The sequence below is a fragment of the Micromonospora sp. NPDC049891 genome, from assembly GCF_040660295.1.
Taxonomy (GTDB): Bacteria; Actinomycetota; Actinomycetes; order Mycobacteriales; family Micromonosporaceae; genus Micromonospora.
Genome location: NZ_JBFAML010000021.1, coordinates 18838 through 35776, shown reverse-complemented (window position 1 = coordinate 35776; position 16939 = coordinate 18838). Strand labels below are relative to the sequence as shown.

The 16939-nt window shown below is 65.1% G+C and carries 13 protein-coding genes; 7 read left to right on the top strand and 6 right to left on the bottom strand.

What is annotated here, in order from left to right; translation table 11 throughout:
- Window positions 1-137 precede the first annotated feature (137 nt).
- Window positions 138-1634: a DNA phosphorothioation-associated putative methyltransferase gene (locus AB0I71_RS23475; RefSeq protein WP_357587975.1), complete on the top strand. Its 1497-nt coding sequence runs from the start codon at window positions 138-140 to the stop codon at window positions 1632-1634.
- A 76-nt stretch (window positions 1635-1710) separates the two neighbouring features.
- Window positions 1711-2751: a hypothetical protein gene (locus tag AB0I71_RS23470; protein WP_357587973.1), complete on the top strand. Its 1041-nt coding sequence runs from the start codon at window positions 1711-1713 to the stop codon at window positions 2749-2751.
- Here AB0I71_RS23470 and AB0I71_RS23465 read toward each other — a convergent pair.
- Window positions 2748-3848: a hypothetical protein gene (locus tag AB0I71_RS23465; RefSeq protein ID WP_357587971.1), complete on the bottom strand. Its 1101-nt coding sequence runs from the start codon at window positions 3846-3848 to the stop codon at window positions 2748-2750. The two genes, AB0I71_RS23470 and AB0I71_RS23465, sit on opposite strands and share 4 nt — an antisense overlap.
- A 9-nt stretch (window positions 3849-3857) precedes the next feature.
- Entirely contained in the window at window positions 3858-4871 is a 1014-nt protein-coding gene (locus AB0I71_RS23460; RefSeq protein ID WP_357587969.1) for a hypothetical protein, read from the bottom strand.
- 630 nt (window positions 4872-5501) lie between these two features.
- Between AB0I71_RS23460 and AB0I71_RS23455 the strand changes: the two genes are divergently transcribed.
- The 4 genes from AB0I71_RS23455 (at window position 5502) to AB0I71_RS23440 (ending at window position 9865) form a co-directional block, all read left to right on the top strand.
- Entirely contained in the window at window positions 5502-8015 is a 2514-nt protein-coding gene (locus AB0I71_RS23455; RefSeq protein WP_357587967.1) for a helicase C-terminal domain-containing protein, read from the top strand.
- 366 nt (window positions 8016-8381) lie between these two features.
- Window positions 8382-8612 carry a colicin E3/pyocin S6 family cytotoxin gene (locus AB0I71_RS23450; RefSeq protein ID WP_357587965.1) on the top strand — a complete coding sequence of 77 codons (231 nt, stop codon included), beginning with the start codon at window positions 8382-8384 and terminating at the stop codon, window positions 8610-8612.
- Window positions 8605-8943 carry a hypothetical protein gene (locus AB0I71_RS23445; protein ID WP_357587963.1) on the top strand — a complete coding sequence of 113 codons (339 nt, stop codon included), beginning with the start codon at window positions 8605-8607 and terminating at the stop codon, window positions 8941-8943. Before AB0I71_RS23450 ends, AB0I71_RS23445 begins: the two co-directional genes overlap by 8 nt.
- Window positions 8927-9865, top strand: coding sequence for an ImmA/IrrE family metallo-endopeptidase (locus AB0I71_RS23440; protein ID WP_357587961.1), 939 nt, complete (start codon window positions 8927-8929; stop codon window positions 9863-9865). Before AB0I71_RS23445 ends, AB0I71_RS23440 begins: the two co-directional genes overlap by 17 nt.
- A 568-nt stretch (window positions 9866-10433) precedes the next feature.
- Here the strand turns inward: AB0I71_RS23440 and AB0I71_RS23435 are convergent.
- Entirely contained in the window at window positions 10434-11417 is a 984-nt protein-coding gene (locus AB0I71_RS23435; protein ID WP_357588086.1) for an FAD-dependent oxidoreductase, read from the bottom strand.
- A 401-nt stretch (window positions 11418-11818) separates the two neighbouring features.
- A complete protein-coding gene (gene fxsT / locus AB0I71_RS23430) occupies window positions 11819-14611 on the bottom strand; it encodes an FxSxx-COOH system tetratricopeptide repeat protein (RefSeq protein ID WP_357587959.1) in 2793 nt (930 codons plus the stop codon).
- Between the two features lie 270 nt (window positions 14612-14881).
- Between fxsT and AB0I71_RS23425 the strand changes: the two genes are divergently transcribed.
- Window positions 14882-15133 carry a hypothetical protein gene (locus AB0I71_RS23425; RefSeq protein ID WP_357587957.1) on the top strand — a complete coding sequence of 84 codons (252 nt, stop codon included), beginning with the start codon at window positions 14882-14884 and terminating at the stop codon, window positions 15131-15133.
- A gap of 148 nt (window positions 15134-15281) precedes the next feature.
- Here AB0I71_RS23425 and AB0I71_RS23420 read toward each other — a convergent pair whose 3' ends face one another.
- On the bottom strand, window positions 15282-15977 hold the full coding sequence (locus AB0I71_RS23420) for a RibD family protein (RefSeq protein ID WP_357587955.1): 696 nt from the start codon (window positions 15975-15977) through the stop codon (window positions 15282-15284).
- Complete coding sequence (locus AB0I71_RS23415; RefSeq protein ID WP_357587953.1) at window positions 15970-16875, bottom strand: hypothetical protein; 906 nt, start codon at window positions 16873-16875, stop codon at window positions 15970-15972. Before AB0I71_RS23415 ends, AB0I71_RS23420 begins: the two co-directional genes overlap by 8 nt.
- Window positions 16876-16939 lie beyond the last annotated feature (64 nt).

The following is a 16939-nucleotide window of genomic DNA, read 5'->3' as shown; positions in this document are numbered from 1 at the left end:
TTCGGCTTCTGCATAAGGAACTACGTAAGCGTACCGAGTCGCTAAGGGCGGGTCGGCAGAGTTGGCGAAGCGACGGCGAACGCCTCTTGCAGCCTGTACGCTTCGGGTCTCGACTTGAACCGGCAGAATCGTGAGTCATGGACAGCGCCCAGGCGATCCCCCGGCACCAGACAGCGATTGCCCGTCAGCACCTGTCCAAGCCCATCTCGCTTGCAATGGCCGACGGCATCCTGAGCGATAAGTCGACCTTGTTCGACTACGGCTGCGGGCGGGGCGGAGACGTCGCCCGCCTCCAGGCCATGGGCTACACCGCCCATGGCTGGGACCCGGGACACAGCCCCAACGCCGTACGGCGCGCGGCTGACGTAGTCAACCTCGGGTACGTCATCAACGTCATCGAAGATCCCACCGAGCGGGTGCAAACGCTTGCATCAGCTTGGGCGCTAGCCCGGCAGGTACTCGTCGTGGCGGCCAGACCCGAGTGGGAGGCGCGAACGATCACCGGCCACCGTCACGGCGACGGTCTCATCACCAAACGCGGCACCTTCCAGAAGTTCTACTCGCAGGAAGAACTACGCAACTGGATCGACGTTCAGCTGGGCACCCACTCCATAGCCGCCGCTCCCGGCATCTTCTACGTCTTCCGCGCGAACGCACACGCCCAGACCTTTCTAGCGTCACGTGCTCGGCAACGACCCGCGGCCGTCCGCCGGCCACGGATCCGGCAAGCCCTCTACGACACTCACCGCGAGGACATGGACGCGCTGGCGGCCTTCATCACCAGTCGTGGCCGACTCCCCGAGCCAGAGGAGGTGCCCGGAACAGCAGGTCAGCTCCTGAGCGCCTTCTCTTCGCTGAGACAAGCCGCAGCGATGTTGCGGGATGTTACCGGCAGCCAGGACTGGGACAGGGACCTTGAACGAGCCCGTCGTCAGGCAGAGCGGGATCTCCTGGTCTACCTCGCACTTGCCACTTTCAGAGGCCGACCCAAGGCGTCAGATCTGCCAAAGGGGATAGCGCTTGACGTACGAGCGCTATTCGGATCCTACCGAATTGCCTGCTCCAAGGCAGACGAACTGCTTCACGGCATAGCCGACCAAAAAGGTTTGAATAATGCATGCAGTCTCTCTCATGTCGGAAAGCTGACGGCCGACGCCCTGTACGTACACGCTACTGCGATCCAACTGCTAGATCCGCTTCTCCGTGTATATGAAGGATGCGCCCGAGCGCTCACTGGGACGGTAACAGAATGTACCATCATCAAGTTTTCGCGGATAACGACCAAGGTCTCCTACCTGTCCTATCCAGACTTCGATAAGGCGCCACACCCCGCATTGGCGACATCCCTAAGGGCGGACCTTAGAAAGTTGGATGTCAAGTTCACTGACTTCCGCCGATCAGCTAACCCGCCCGTGCTCCATCGCAAAGAATCGTTCGTCCCCCTTGACTACCCCGGTCGTGGCAAGTTCGCTCGGCTGACCATCCAGGAAGAGCGCGCCGGGCTGCTGCACGAAACCGCGACCATTGGGACTCATGCCAGGTGGGAGAAAAGGCTACAAGACCGGGGCTACCGGCTGGCTGGGCACCGCATCATCCGCACCACGACGGCGACCGCCCCTTCGGCCTTCCAGTAATCGACGCCGCTTGCAATCTTTCTGCTTCGCGAACCAAGGGTCTTCGCTGGCGCTCGGCCAGCCTTCTCGTCGTTGCATGCAGGTGTGGAAGAATGGTGCCATGGATGCCCTGCCCGGCTCCACAATGCCGCCCGCCTCGGTGCAGGGGTTGTTGAACCTGCTCGAAGAGGCGAAAGGATCTGTGCAGGTTCTGGATCCGTCGGAAGAGGTGAGGGCGGCCTGGCGTCGGCTGATCCATGCTTTGCGGTCTGGCAAGCACGTGCCCAAGGGCTGGCATCTGGTTCACCGCGGCCGCAACACCGGTGACCTGGTGATCGAGCTACGCCGGGGCCGCCACCCGAGCAAGCGGTACCAGCCGGCGAGTCGCTCATTAGTGCCGGTCCCTGAGCTCTTGGTGGACCCTCATCCGGTCATCGAGCGGTTACGCAAGCAGCCCAGCCGCCTCCCGGAGTCCGATGAGAACCGCTCCCGGACGCTGTTGCTCCTACAGGCGCTGTGTCTGGAGGCAGAGAAGCGGGAATGGGCCATCAGGTTCGATACGGACGCGCTGCTGAGCGTGGTCGTCGACGAACAGCCGCTCGAGGTGCGGGTACGGGAGGAGAAGGGAGCCCGCTGGATGCTGCGCCTGGTGCTCACGGTCACCGACGCCGACGCCGGTGTGGCCGAGTGGAAGGACTACGCCCGCAAGCGGCTTGAGGACGAGTTGCCCGCCGTCCTGACGGACCTGCGCCAACGTGGCCGGCGGCTACGTGACCGCCGCGAAGCTGCAGCGCGGGCGGAGCAGGTGCGGCTGCAGCAGGAACGCGACCGGGTGGTGACGGCGCACCGCGACCAGATCCTGCGGCAGCAGGTGGCTGCGTGGCTGCTGGCCGAGGACATACGCTCCTACTGCGCAGATCTCGTCAACGGCGGCATGCGGATCGACGACCCGTGGCTGGCGTGGGCACACACCTACGCCGATGACCTTGACCCGCTGGCCGACCCGCCCGGAATTCCCAGCGATCCACCGTCATCGGTGGTCGTGCCGACACCGAGACAGCAGCACGTCGGGAGGACTGCCTCTGCGGCGCCGCCCTATCAACCGTGGCATCCGAACCGCCGCTGGTACCACGGCTAGTAGTGCCAGTGGCCCGCAGGCAGGTACGGCCGCAGGTCATCGCGCTCGGGCCTTGGCGTCTTCGGCATGCCCTCCCGGCTGAGCCGGGGATCCACGTGGTCGGCATGCTGCAGGATCCACGTCGCCCAGGCCCGCACCTCCTGCGCACGGTCGGGCTCCAAGTCGTCAGCGACCGCCGCTAGCGCTGCCGCGTAGGCGCGGGCGTCGTCGGCGAACTGCCGCTCGCCGATACGAGCCTGGATGGTCTTGCGGCGGTGGTCCTCGGTGAACTGGCGTTGGGCCTCATCTTCCCGCCGCTGCCGTTCCCGTCGGCGCTCCTGTTCGCGGCGCTCCTCGGCCTCGCGGCGCGCGATCAGGAGGTCGGCCCACCGCTCGATGTGGGTGAAAATCGCGCCGAGTTGCCTGTGCAGGGGTTGGTCGGCGGTGTCAGTCCAGGTGTCGTAGCCGCGGCGCCGCGCCGGGTGCACTTCCTTGATCGTCAGCTGTAGCGGCTTGCCGCGCTCCCCGTAGAGCTGGAGCGGGAACTCGTCCCGGCCGATGCGCAGGATCAGCTGGCCGCTGTCGTAGTGGTCCCGTCGGTTGTGCCGAAACAGCGTCTCGTACCCGCGGAACTCGGCCTCGGTGATGACGGCCTGCCAGATCTGGCGCATCCGCTGCACGGGCCGACGCTTGTTCGGCATCAGGTAGGGCCGGTGCTGGTAGATCATCCGCTCGGGGAAGTCCAGCGCCTCGGTGAGGTCCTGCACGATCGGGTGTGGGCGGCGCACCGTCGAGGGGACAGGGACGATCCGGCCGAGGAACTCCTGGGTCCGGGGCCGTGGACGCGGAGGCGGAACCCACTGCCGGGTTGGCTGATCCGGCGGCGTCAGCGCCGGCGACTCGACGCCCTGGCGGTCGACCTCGACCAGCAGCAGCGACATGCCACCCGGTGACGACCAGCTGCGTAGTCGTTGCGGACCGGCTCGCAGCAGCCGCAGCTTGGCAACCTTCGCCGCGTGCCGCCACGCGATCAAGGACTCCTCGTCCAAGCCCTCCAGTTTGAGCCGGCCGCCCGCCGCTCTCACCCGGTCGAGCACCAGTTCCGGTGTCACCTCCACCGCCGTCTCCTACCGGTCTAACCCGCTGTGCGGGGCGGTGTTCTCGCTGGGCCAGATCTCCCACCGGTTGCGGCTGCCGCGGCGAACCTCGGCCCCCGGATGCTCGACACTGATGCGGCTGAGCTCTTCGATAACCTCGTCGATCGACTTGCCTGAGGAGATGACCGCCAAGGGCTGCGGCTTCGGCACGGCCGCCGGTTCAGGACGCTTCTGCGACGACGAGAGCATCTCGTGCAGACGGCGCAGCCGCGCCGACCAGCGCGGCCACGCAGGGCACGGGCCAGACCCCAGGAAGGCCGGGTCGCCGGAGGTTGACCAGCCGTGCCAGTCGGCGGGCCGGAAGCAGTCGGAGCACATATCTTTCGCCTCGAGGGACGCCATGGCTCGCAGCGCCTCGAACCTGCGTCTGACCCGGTCCGCTTCCGCCCGAAGCTCCCGCCGCTGTGTCCGGTCAGCCGCCCCCGCCTCGGCGGTGAGCCGGTCCACCTCTCCCCGCAGCCGCTGCACTTCGTCACACCGCCAGTAGATGAAGTCAGTCATCGCCAGCTCTCGCCGATGCGACGGGAGCCACCCGGTGACGTCCACGACCGTCTCAGGGTCACCCACCTCGCAGATCAGGGCAACGATGTTCGCTTCGGTTTCGGCAACATCCGCGTCCAGCTTCGCGATCTCCGCTGCTCGACGTCGCTCGTCCATACCGGGGAAGCGTGTCTTCTCCTGCAACCCGGTCCGCTCGGCGATCTGGGCCTTGAGGATCGACTGCTGCTCCACGAGCGCGAGGCGCGCCTGATGACGGCGCTCGTCGTACCCGGCCGCTCGTGCCCGCCGCTGCCGCTCCCGCTCAGCCCGCCCTGCCTCGTACTCCGCCTCCCAGGAGACGAGCCACTCCTCTACCTCCTGCGGGGTCTTGTGCCGGAAGCCGGGCTCTGCGCGAGTCCACTGCGCCATCACCGCCGTCGCCGCCTCCAGGTCCGCGGCACGCTCGGCCTCTACCCACCGGTTCCATTTGGCCTCGTGGTGCACCTCGATGAACAGCGACCTGGCAGCCTCGAACTCCGCCGCGGTCGCCTCGGCCCCAGGACAGGGTTTCCACAGCAGCCCGCCGATCTCGATGACGGCGGGCTCCTCAGCCTCCCGAGGGGGGCCAGCTTTTGACATGGAGCATCTCCTCAAGCGAGCGAGCGTTGCTGATATGGCACATCACGCTACGACCCTGCTGCGGATCGGCGACGGCCCCCAGGTCCGGCCAGGATCGGGAAGCCGACGGCATGCTGAACAGGATCTGGCTGTGTCCGACCTAAGCGTCTGCAGGCGGCTGGCCCCGCGACACTTCGGCCGGGAGAAGCGTGCAGGCCGTCGTGCGCGATCAGGCTGTGCGGTGTGATGAGCGGTGCAACGCTGGTCGCGAGTGCGGCGCCGACCCCTGCGGCATCGCGGGCCAGCCGACAGGTCGTGGGCTGGTCTCGATGCGGGAAAGATTGCATGGGCGGCGGCGCCGGTGCCCCGTGCGCGTTGCTGGCAGACGTCGGTTGGACCCTACCCAAGAAGCGAAGCGTGCTCGGGAGCGACCGCTAGCCGGGCCTGAAAGCCATGGTGACGCTGACCGTCCGCATGGGAGGATCACAGCCGGCTTGGCCAAAAACGAGGACAGAGATGGCATTCGATTTTAGTAAGTTGTCGGCCGGCGGCACGATCGGCCGCATTATCGATCCCGCGCGACTGTTCGACGCCTTGCCGGACAAGGCAGATGGATACGGCTACCTGCGCGCGGTGCAGAAGGACGTGCTGGACGCGTGGTCGACACGGCGCGCGGAGCGCGACATCGTGGTCAAGACCAACACCGGAGGCGGCAAGACCATCGTCGGGCTGCTCATGTTGCAGTGCTGCCTTAACGAGAAGACTGGCCCGGCGCTGTACCTGTCCCCCACTCCCGACCTGGCCAAGCGTGTGCGCGCCGAAGCGCGCAACCTCGGCATCGCTACGGTCGACGACCCGGAGTCGTCGAAGTTCCTGCGCGGCGAGGCCATCTGCGTTACGACTATGAACGTCTTGATCAACGGCAAGACTCGGTTTGGTCTAACCGTGCCTGGTAGCCGCCACCAGCCGGTGATGGTCGGGTCGGTCGTCGTTGACGATGCGCATGCCGCGCTGGCCATGACCGACGAGAACACTCGTCTGCGCATTCCACGCGGGCACGCCACGTACACACCGCTGGTGAAGCTGTTCGAAGACGACCTCAAGGCCCAGAGCCCGCATCAGTTGATGGACATTCATGACCAAGACCCCAGTGCAGTGCTGGCCGTGCCATTCTGGGCATGGCAGGACAAGCACGAGGCCGTACTGCAGATTCTGCATCCAGAGCGCTCCAGCCCAGCGTTCGAGTGGTCATGGCCGCTGATCAGCGACATCCTGCCGTGGTGCCATGCGGTCGTTACGGCGGACGAAATCGAGATCATGCCCCCGTGCCCGCCAATCGAGAAGATCCCCAGCTTCGCGCAGGCGCGCCGGCGCATCTACCTAACGGCGACTCTGGCGGACGACAGCGTGCTGGTCACTCACTTCGACGCAGACAAGGACAGCATCGCCACCTCGATCTTTCCCGACAGCGCCGCCGACCTCGGTGACCGCCTGATCCTGGCCCCGGAGGAACTCAACCCCGACATCTCCCACGACGAAGTACGCGCCCTGGCCGCCTCGGTCGCCCAAAACCGCAACGTCGTCGTCCTGGTCCCCAGCAAGCGGCAGGCAGCCAAGTGGGCATCCGAGGCCGCCCTCACCGTCAGCAAGGCTGACGAAATCAGCGCCGCGGTCGAGCGGCTGACGGCTGGGCACGTCGGTCTCGTGGTCATTATCAACCGGTACGACGGGATCGATCTGCCCGATGAGGCATGTCGCCTGTTGATCATCGATAATCTTCCACTAGCTTACGGCGGCTTCGAACGGCGCGAGGCTCTTGCGCTGCGTGACACCGAGGCCATGGTGACCCGCCAGCTTCAGCGTCTAGAGCAGGGCATGGGTCGCGGCGTGCGCAGCCGTGACGACCGCTGCGCCATTCTGCTGCTTGGGCCACGCCTGACCCAGTTGCTGGCCCGTCCGGAGATTGCCGACCGCCTGTCGGAGGCCACGCGCGCGCAGCTCGACTTATCCCGCCGGGTCGCCCGGAACCTGGAAGGCACCGACGCGGCCGGACTGCGCGCGGTCATCACTCAGGTGATCGACGACGACCGGGGTTTCCGCCTAGCGTCGCGCGAAGCATTGATCAATGTGAGCTATAGCCCAGCATCGGTGTCCGCGACCGCTACGCACCTGCGTGCGGCCTACAACAGTGCCGTCGGCCATCGCGCCAGCGAGGCTGCAGCACGGGCCAAGGCCGCTGTCGGGGCTGCCCGCGACGGAGGGGATGCACCCCTGGCGGGCTGGCTCGGCGAGACCCATGCCGCCTACCTCAACGCTGTCGACACCGTCGCGGCGCAGCAGGCACTCACTGAAGCGGCCCTGCTCAACAACGCCGTGTTACGCCCACGCGCTGGCATCGAGTACCACCGGATTAGCCCGCCGTCGCCGCAGGCTTACCAGGCCTCGGCCTACCTGACCGACCGGTACGCGAGCGGGCACGACCTGATCGTCGGACTCGACGCCCTCATCGACGACATCGACTGGGATCGGACCCGCACTGACGCCGCCGAAGCAGCGCTCGCCGACCTCGGCGCGCATCTCGGTTTCAGCGCCCAGCAGCCCGAGCGCTACTTCGGGATTGGCAGCGACGTTTTGTGGGCCGCCGGCAACCGCACCTACCTGGTAATCGAGGCCAAGACGGGTGCGCAAGCTCCCCGCATCTGGAAGAAGGACATCAACCAGCTCTCCGGATCAGTTAACTGGTGCCAGCGCGAGTACGGCAACGACGCGATCATCATCCCGGTACTCGTACACCCGACCCACACGGTCGAACATTCCGGGACACCACCGCAGAACACACGGATCATCAACGAGCCCAAGCTCAAGGCCTTCAAGTACGCAATCCGGCGATTTGCACGAGCGATCGGCCACGATGACAAGTACCTCACACCCACCGGCGTCGAGCCGCAGCTCGCCGCGCTCGACCTCGGCGTGTCCGCGCTGATCGCCACCTACACGCAGCTGGCCTATCGCGAACCGGCGAGCGCCTGACCACGGCAATCGCAGCCACCAGCAGGGCGCGCATCTCTTCATTTCCGCGACGCCGGCAGTGGCCGCTGATCGACGACGGAGCGCTCGTCCGGCCGGCGATTCAGGGGGGTGATTGGCCCTAGCTAGCCCTTAAACGACCAGCCGCAGGTGAGCGCTCACACGGTAGAGCAGCCGCCAACCACCCTTGATCAGGCAGAACTGCGAGAGGCAGGGACCTTCGGAGATTAGCGAACCCTGCACCCTTCGCCGCACCGACGCATCGCGGTCTTGCAGATCTACCGGGTCGAAATCGACTCGCGTGACTTGTAGTCTCTCCAGTTCAAGCCGAACCACCCAGCTTGCACAGTATCGGACAGAGGGGACGTAGTGGCGGTCACTAGACCTAGCCCAGGCTTCCTTGACGGACAAACCCCTTGTGGCGCCCCAGGAGGACGCAAGCGCTGGCGGAACGCGCGGGGCGATCGGCTGTACGAGTGGGACGCCCTCCACGGGCATGTTGAGGCTTACACCAAGCAGGGCCGGCACGTAGGTGTACTTGACGCGGTGACCGGTGCTATGGTATCAGGACCGGTCAAAGGAAGGAGGATCGATGTCTAGCAAGCAGACCTTCGTGGACGCGTGCTTATCTGGCCGAGCACTCCTGACCGAAGTCGACGATTATGTGTCGGCTTGGCATGATTGCGAAGACGACACGAGAGACCTCCACGAATTCCTAGGAATGACAGCCGATGAATATCGGCTCTGGGTCGAGCGGCCGGAGTCCCTCCGTTTCATCCTTGCGGCACACAAGAATCGCATGCCCGTCACTGAGTTGGTTCTCGAGCAAACAGGGTTAATGGCCGCCGCTCGCGCTGAGGCCAAAGATGAAGCAGTCCATGTGCTGCGCTGGCTGATCAAGACGGGCAGAGTGAGTGACCCGGACGCCTGAACAGCGTCTCGCGAGTCGCATCGTCGAGCGCCACGACCTCACTCCACCCATCGACATCGCTGCCCTCACGAAGCAATATGCCGCACTGGAGTTCGCCGAATGGCCGTACGAATGTGACGGATTGACAATCGGACTAACCTCCTTACCCAGACCAAGGGTTTTCATTCGACATACCGGGAATACCCTGCGACAGCGGTTCACGATGGCTCACGAACTCGGCCACGTGCTACTTCCTTGGCATATCGAGGAGGTTGCATGTAGCCCTAGAGTTGGTTCGGGAGCGTTCTTCGAGGGCGGCCTCCGAGAGCGGGAAGCCTCAACCTTCGCGTCTCACCTGCTGGTGCCAGACAGGTTCCTAGAACCGCTTTGTGCAGTCGAAATAAGCATGACTGACGCCCTGAAGGCGCTAGAAAAGGCGGAGGTATCAGCTTCCGCAAGTCTCATCGCGCTGGCCCGAGCACTTCCTCCAGGGGTAGCCTTCGTAGTAGAGGATCGCATATTTAGCTCAAGGGGAACGGTTCTGCCCGCCACGAACTTCGACTACTGGCGGAACCGACAGGCCTGGAATAGCGCGGCCGCATCGCACGGACGGACAAGACTTAGAGGGAAGTCTCTTCGATGGTTCAAGTTCGAACAATTTGAAGAGCCGGCGAAGGTCTCGGACCCTCGAGACTCCACCCAACTCCTAAGGGATGCCATCGCCTGCATCACCGACGATCCACGGGAGCAGAAACGGATACTTAATGTCGTCAATGGAGTGATTGGGGCGGCGATGACGGATGAGAACAGATCTTCACCAGCGAGAGCCCTCGCAACCATGCGACATCGACTGAGAGCTCGTGCCGACCTCGCTGAGCTTCTACAGGAGCCGGACTTCGACCTTTTTCTACGCAGACGCGCGTTTGCACACTCGAACCACTGATCAGGACGAACTCGAACTTGTTGGCACAGCTTGTGCTATGCACGAAGGGCTCCGGTGGCGCCAGTACCGAACCTGCCGATCTTCAACCAGCGAGCACAACACATGGGCCATGCGACCGACACACCACAGGCACGGTTGCTAAAAGAGCAGGTCACCGGCATATAGACATAGATAGAGCAGCGGGTTAGGAAACCGATGCTCTATCCCCTGAGCTACGAGGCTGGACGATCAACGCCGCTTGGCGGCGGCTGTCAGCGTACCGCAGGAAGCTCCTGGGGTGATCAGCGCTGGCACCGCCACCAGCGGATCACACACCGACCGCACGTCGCCGGGCCCGGCCCGGCCGGTCGTCACCGACGGGCATGGTCTCGCACCGCCGTTCCCCTAAGGTCACCGGCTGCGGAGCACACATCGCGCACATCAGCAAAGATCATCTACCGGTTGGCGGTCCTGCTGATCGCGGCTGATCTCCGCAGGACAGCCGTGCCACTGGGCTCGCCGCTGGAGGCATGCCCAGATTCGGTAGCGAGCTGATCCTGGTCGGCAGGAAGCCGCAGGCCGCCGTTGGTCAGCCATGCGCCTGTCGGCCTCGTCGCGGGCGCGCCGCTCGTGCCGCCGCCTCTGAAGCGCAGCCCCAGGACAGAGTGAGTCCTGCCCCACCATGGCCGTAGCTGTGGATCACACGGATGCCGCCGATGCGTTCCTGCTCGACACGGACGCAGGGCCGCGTGGGGCGCAGACCGACCCGGTGGGCGATGACCCGGGCGTCCCGAAGACGTGGCTCGATCTCGGCACAGCGGGTGATGATCGCCGCAGCGGTGTCCGGATCGGGTTCTCTGCTCCACTCGCCCGGGTGCGCGGTCCCGCCGACGACGACCGTCGCACCATGGGGGTAGAAGTGCGTCAGGTCCGGTGAGAGCCCCGTGTCTTCGGAGAAGAACTCGACGATGCCGGGGTTCTCGACCACGACGAGCTGCCCGCGTATCGGAACCAGTTCGGGATCAGGTACGAGGCGCCGAGCGCCCAGGCCAGCGCAGTTGACGACAACAGGAGCGATACCAGCGGCTTGGTCGAACGCGTCGATCCGCCGAATCTCGACCACGCCGCCGGCCCTCTCGAATCGCTGCCGCAGGTAGCCGAGATAGACCGGCATGTCGACCAGCGGCGCGATGTATCGCCACCCGGAGACGAAGCCGTCCGGAAGCTCGCCCGCCTCACACACCCTGAACCCGTCGAGTTGGTCGCCCCACTCCGGCGGGTCCACCCACTCGCGAGACGCCTCGACACCGGCGACGAGCCGCACTCCCGTCGACGGGTCGACGGCGAGACCCCGCAGGACATCAAGGGTCCGAGCGCTCCACACACGCACCCGGTCGACAGGCTCAACGAGGTACGGACCCCACATCGCCCCAGCCGCGTACGAGGTGGTCCGCTCGGGCGGGTCCGCCGCCCACACCTCGACCCGCATCCCTGCCTCGACAAGACAGACCGCAGTGGTGAGCCCGGACACGCCAGCACCGACAACAAGAACATCAAGACCGCCGCGGCTCACCACCCTGACCATAGGGCACAACGGGTTTGCCACAACGCCACCATGCAGGGGTGCCCACGCGCCGCTCACCGTCCATGACCAAGCGATCGACAGCGGCTCCGTCCAACCTCCACACCACCACGAACACATACGCGAGGCAAAGGCCCGCCACCAACGCTCCAGCTCATCGACGGGTGCGCCGAGCGGCTGACGGCATACAGGCCCGACTGCAACGGCAGGTACGGGGCTTTACGTGCACAACCCGACGAGTTCGATCACGTGCCGCAACTGACCAGGTGGCCCGGCGGCGATCCAACGAAGTGACGATGCGTGACAGCGTTACGGAGCCCAGCCTCTCCCTCGGCGTGCGGATCTGGCCGATGAGCGTGCACCTGATAAGTGGTCGCCTACCGAAGCCGCGCTTATCGCTGAGGGGGTAACGCCCCATCCGTCCGCGACGCAGTTGTCCGGCGGGCCATGGGAGCGTCTTTCAATCGGGCCAGGAATGCGGCAGTGGCCAACGTGTGCGGGTGTCTCGCGCCGAGGACCTCGGTTCGCCTGGTAAGCGCGATTTGCAGACATTCGGCCGCTTGGTCGTGGTGGCCAGAATAGGCGAGCCACTCACCAAAGTTGTGCATGCTGTTTAGGGTGTCCGGCGCGAGCTGGCCGAGAATGCGTGCACTGTCGTCGATAAGATCCATCCAGGCTTTCGCAGCTTTACCCGAATCCATGTCGATGGAATTGTGAAGAAGATAGTTGTTGCGGACGGTCAATGTCTCCGGGTGGTCGGTGCCCATGATTCGGACGCAGTCGGCGAGCAGGGTGTCGTAGTCGTCGGCTGCGTGCTGCACGTCGCCGGACTTTGCTAACGCGTTCGCCAGGTTGCCACGGGTCGCGAGAGTGTCCGGATGGTCGGGGCCTAGCTGCTTCGTGCGAGCCTCGAGAACGCGCTGCAGGAGTGGGATGGCTGTTCCTATGTCGCCGCACTCGATGAGCCACCTAGCGTGCGCTCCCTGTGCAGCAAGGGCGTCCCGCTGATCGGGGCCGAGCGCGTCGAGCCGGTCGCCGGCCAGCCGGGCGGACATCGCGAGGGCGGCTTCGCTCGCTCCTGCCTCCCCGTACATTCCGGCGAGAAGCGAACGCGCGTCGTGGGTGTGCACATGGCGTGATCCGAACAGCCGCTCACAGTCCGCCAGTACCTGTTCCATCTCACGGATGCCCTCGGCCAGGGCGCCTGACCGAGCTCGGCACGCGGCGAGATTGGCGCGAGCCACGATGGTGCCCGGGTCGTCGGGTCCGTTGCTGCGCGTGAAGTCGCTGACCAGTTCTTCATGGGTGGAAACGGCTCTGCCGGGGTCGCCGGCATTCGCTCGCCATCGGGCGGCAAGCCCTCGAAGCTCGAGGACATCCGGATGGTCGGGTGCCAGGTGCTGTATCGACCTGGTGATCAAGTGGTCGAAATACTCGGCAGCGCCCGACGGATCACCGGCCTCGCCTTGGCGGATGCCGGCCAGGATCAATACCTTATGTACGCCGGATTCTATGAGTTCGTCCCGGTCATGACGGCACAGGGCATCGACGCCCGCGCGCATGGTCAGGGTGAGCGCTCCCGCGTGACCTCCTCTGAGCCAGTATCCGAGCAGGGTGTCAGCGGCCGCCCAAATGACCGAGGACCGACGTTCAGCGTCGAGTGCCTCGCGAGTGACTCGTTGGACAAGCGCATGCACCCGAACGATGCCATCGTCGTGACGTAGCAAGCTAAGTCTGTATAGCGTTCGCAGGCCGTCACGGATCGTGTCGATCTCGGCGGCGTCGATGTCGCCGTCCGAGCCGGCGGCCGACCATACCGCGTAGGACAGCCAGCTCCGGGCTGCGTCTTCTGTGACGAGACCGGCAGGAATGTTGTTGGAATCTAAAACGCTGAGTAGCTCCATGAGTGGCCGCGCCACACCGATCGGTGTGAGCTGGTTCGCGGCGTCCATCGAAAGTGCCCAGGTCGTTGCAACAGTGTCGCGATGATCGTCGGGCAAGGCTTCTGGTTCGGGCAGCAGTTCACTGAGGCGCTTGCGTTGGTCCGCGAAACGGCGTCGGTACTCGCTGCACCGTAGCTGCCGGTCCAGCATGAACGCCGTCGCCTGGGCGAGCGCGAGCGGCAACCCCTGCAGATCCGCAGCGACGCCGTCGATGTCGTCGCCAAGTGGTTCCCGATCTCGAAGTGCCGACTGCAGGTACCGTGCGGCCTGTTCAGCACTGAAGACATCAACATCGACGATACGGCGTCGATGTCCGGCGAGGGCTGCGTCGCGGCGCCTGGTGGTAACGATGACCCTCCCGGCAGGCCCTCGCGGCCAAAGCCCAATCAGGTCGGCAGGGATCTGCACGTCATCGAGGACGACCAGCCAGGGCTCTTCATTGGTAGTGAGCCAAGCGAGGAGCCGGTCGGCCGCCTGATCAACGCCGTCCTGTGGGCCGAGCATTGCCCGAGCTGCCTCGACGTAGGTTGCTAGGACCAAGTCCCGTGAAGATGCCGTCACCCAAATGATCGTGGCGGTCCCCGTTCTGCGGTTGTGAACAAAGTCAGCGGCGAGCTGTGTTTTGCCGACGCCGCCGAGACCGGTCAACACAACCGTCTCCCCGAGCGGAAAGTCGTCGAGGAGCCCATCACGTTCTTGATACGACATCGCCGGCGCAGGGACCACGCCTACATGTTGCGGGGCTGCGAGCAGACGTTGACCCGTCCGTCGGCCGAGCGCTTCGGCCGCCAAATCGAGCGCACGGGCCTCGACCGAACCGGGAGCGAACGTGCGCAGCAGGTCACCGTGCGCGCTGAGATGGGCCTCGATAGCAGTGCGGCCCATCCATGTGATGGGCACAGGCGATAGGCCCTGCAGGTGCGACTCAAACCACTCCAGTTCGGTGGGCGTCGGATCGAGTGGCACGACCAGCGTCCACGCCACCATTGTTGCCTGGCTGCGAACAGCGCTCAGGAGCGACTTCTGAATTTGTCGCCGTTGGCCGGGCTTGAGCCGTTCGGTGAACCGCTTGATCTCATAGATGTGCAGCCCACCAACGACCGGCAACCTAACGTCCACGCCACCGTCGCCGCCACTACCATCGACACGCTGCGCCTCAGGCATTATCCGCGTCAGCATCGCGGCCACGAGCTGTTCCACCTGGTCGGCGCTGTAGTCCGACCACGGGACGGGAATCGTCACGTCCCGACATCCCTTCCGGTCGCATGCGTAGCGGCATCGATCAGCCTGGTGAGGCAGGCATCTGGCTATGCCCGCGACCGCCACTGGGGACGCTAGTCATTGTACAAGCGTCGATCGTCCCAGTGCGATAGTCAGAAGCGGGTTTGGCCGATCAACGCGGTGAGGACGTCTGCCGTCTCGAGCGGGTAGAAGCGTGACTTAACCTCGCCAGGACCAGGACACGCTCTCACTCGTAGCCGACGCACACGGGCAGTCGGGGAGGCTGGCACGGTGATCACGTTCTCCCTTGGTCCTTCAAAGGTTGCCGAATGCGACCTGGATGGATGCAGGCTTTCCTCACTTGGGCTGGCGCTGACTGGCAGCAGCCTGTCGGGTGGCGAAGGCGTCGAGCCGCCGGGCTTCGACGAAGCCCTCGTCCTTGGACGGGATGGTGGCGGTGGTCGTAGCCGGAACAGGAGCCAGTCGAAAACCCGTGCGCAGTGTGCGTTCATCGATCACCGCTCCGCAGGCGAACTCCTCTGATGCCGTTCACCAGTGAGAGCCCGGGAACCGGGCAACGTCGCGACGTGCGCGGTGGCTCCGCAGCGAACGGCCACCTTGATGTCCCCATCGATGTCCTGTACGCGGTCAGCCGAACCAACGGCGGCGAGTCGGAATCGACGGATGGCGTTCAGTCAATCCAGGTGAAGCGGTCGGAGAGGGCGTAACGCTGGAACACGACGTCTCCGACCTGTTGTACCTCGGCAAGGCGGGCCCGGCTCGTTGATGTCCATGAGAATGGCCCCGGGTTCACGAACCGGGGAGCGTCGGCCTCGCCGACGAAGAAGGGCGCCACGACAAGGTGCAGCTCGTCGGCGAGATCCGCCGTCAGCAGTGCGGTATGCACGCTGCTGCCACCCTCGACCAGGAGCCGACCGATGCCACGCCCGGCGAGGTCGGCCAGTACGCGCGGGAATGAGAGCGGTTCACCGCCGTCGACGACCGTCGCCACCGACCCGAGGTGCTCCCGCTGCTTGTCGATCGCACTCGTCTCGCAGTACACGATCTTCTCGATGTTGCCGGTGGTGAAGAACGCCGCAGTGGGATCGAGGTCACCCCCGCGGCTCACCGTGACCTTGACCGGCGTAGCCGAGAGTCCGGCGGCGGTCCGGGCTTCGCGGCGGGCTTCGGACCGCACCATGAGCCTGGGGTTGTCTCGGCGGATGGTGTTGGCTCCGACGAGGATCGCGTCGCAGGTGGCCCGCACCGCGTCGACCCGGTCGAGGTCCTGCTCGTTGGAGAGGATGAGTCGCGTGGGGCCGGCCGTGTCGATGTAGCCATCGAGGGACATGGCGCACTTGAGTAGGACGTACGGTCGGTCACTCACGGATGTCACTCCTACGGTCGGTGGTGATAATCCGCTCCACGAGTTCTATGAACTCGTCAGCGATGGCGCATGAATCCAGCGAGTCGAATAGGTCCTGTGTGATCCACTCGCGCAATCGTAGATTGGTCCGCATTCGGTTGAGCGCGCTGCGGGCCGCGCCGCCCGTGGCGCCGTAAGGGATGATCTTCTTGTCCATGGAGACGGCGAGGTCGATCTCGTCCAGCGTGCCCTGGCCGCCACCGAATACGAGGACGTAGTCGGCGTTACGGACGACGTTCGGATGGCCGAAGACGCCGACGGCCGCTCCGAGGCTGGGTGGGCGGTAGTGGTTGGCGATGTAGGTCATGATCTCGATACCGACGCCCCGTGGTCCATGGTCGACGTCGAAGTGGTGGTTCATAAGCCATCGACTCACGGCGATGATGCAGCCGTCGATCGCTTTGTCGTCCGCCTCTGGTGACCGACTTCCGCAGATCGAGATGCGTGGCGGCTCTTCTGATCGGGTGGGCCGGAACCACCCGGTTGTCACCGCGGCTTTGTCGCCAGCCGGGGCCCCGCGCTGCTTCGGCGCGGTGAACGCGGAGATGGCCACATCGACTGGGGCGAGGCCAAGCATCACGCGAGATTCGTCGGGCATGAGGAGCCCATCGGCGACGCGGGCGAGCACGTCGATGTCAGTGACGCGCGGGCCACGCGTTCCTCGAATGAAGTTCGATACATCGGACCGGTCGTGGCTGGTCAGGAGCGCGAGTTGGGTCTGCGTACAGTCCGGGTGCACTTCGAGGTAGATCTTGAAGAGGGTCCCGATCTCGCGGCGGGCCAGCGCGAGCCGCACGTCATCGCGCCGCCAGAACAGGAGCGAGACGCCGGTGACGTCGAACGTCTTGCGCCGAGCCACCCCGCCCCCACTGGTCGTCGATCTGTGATGACCAGAGGGTAGTGGATTACGACGCAAGTTCGCG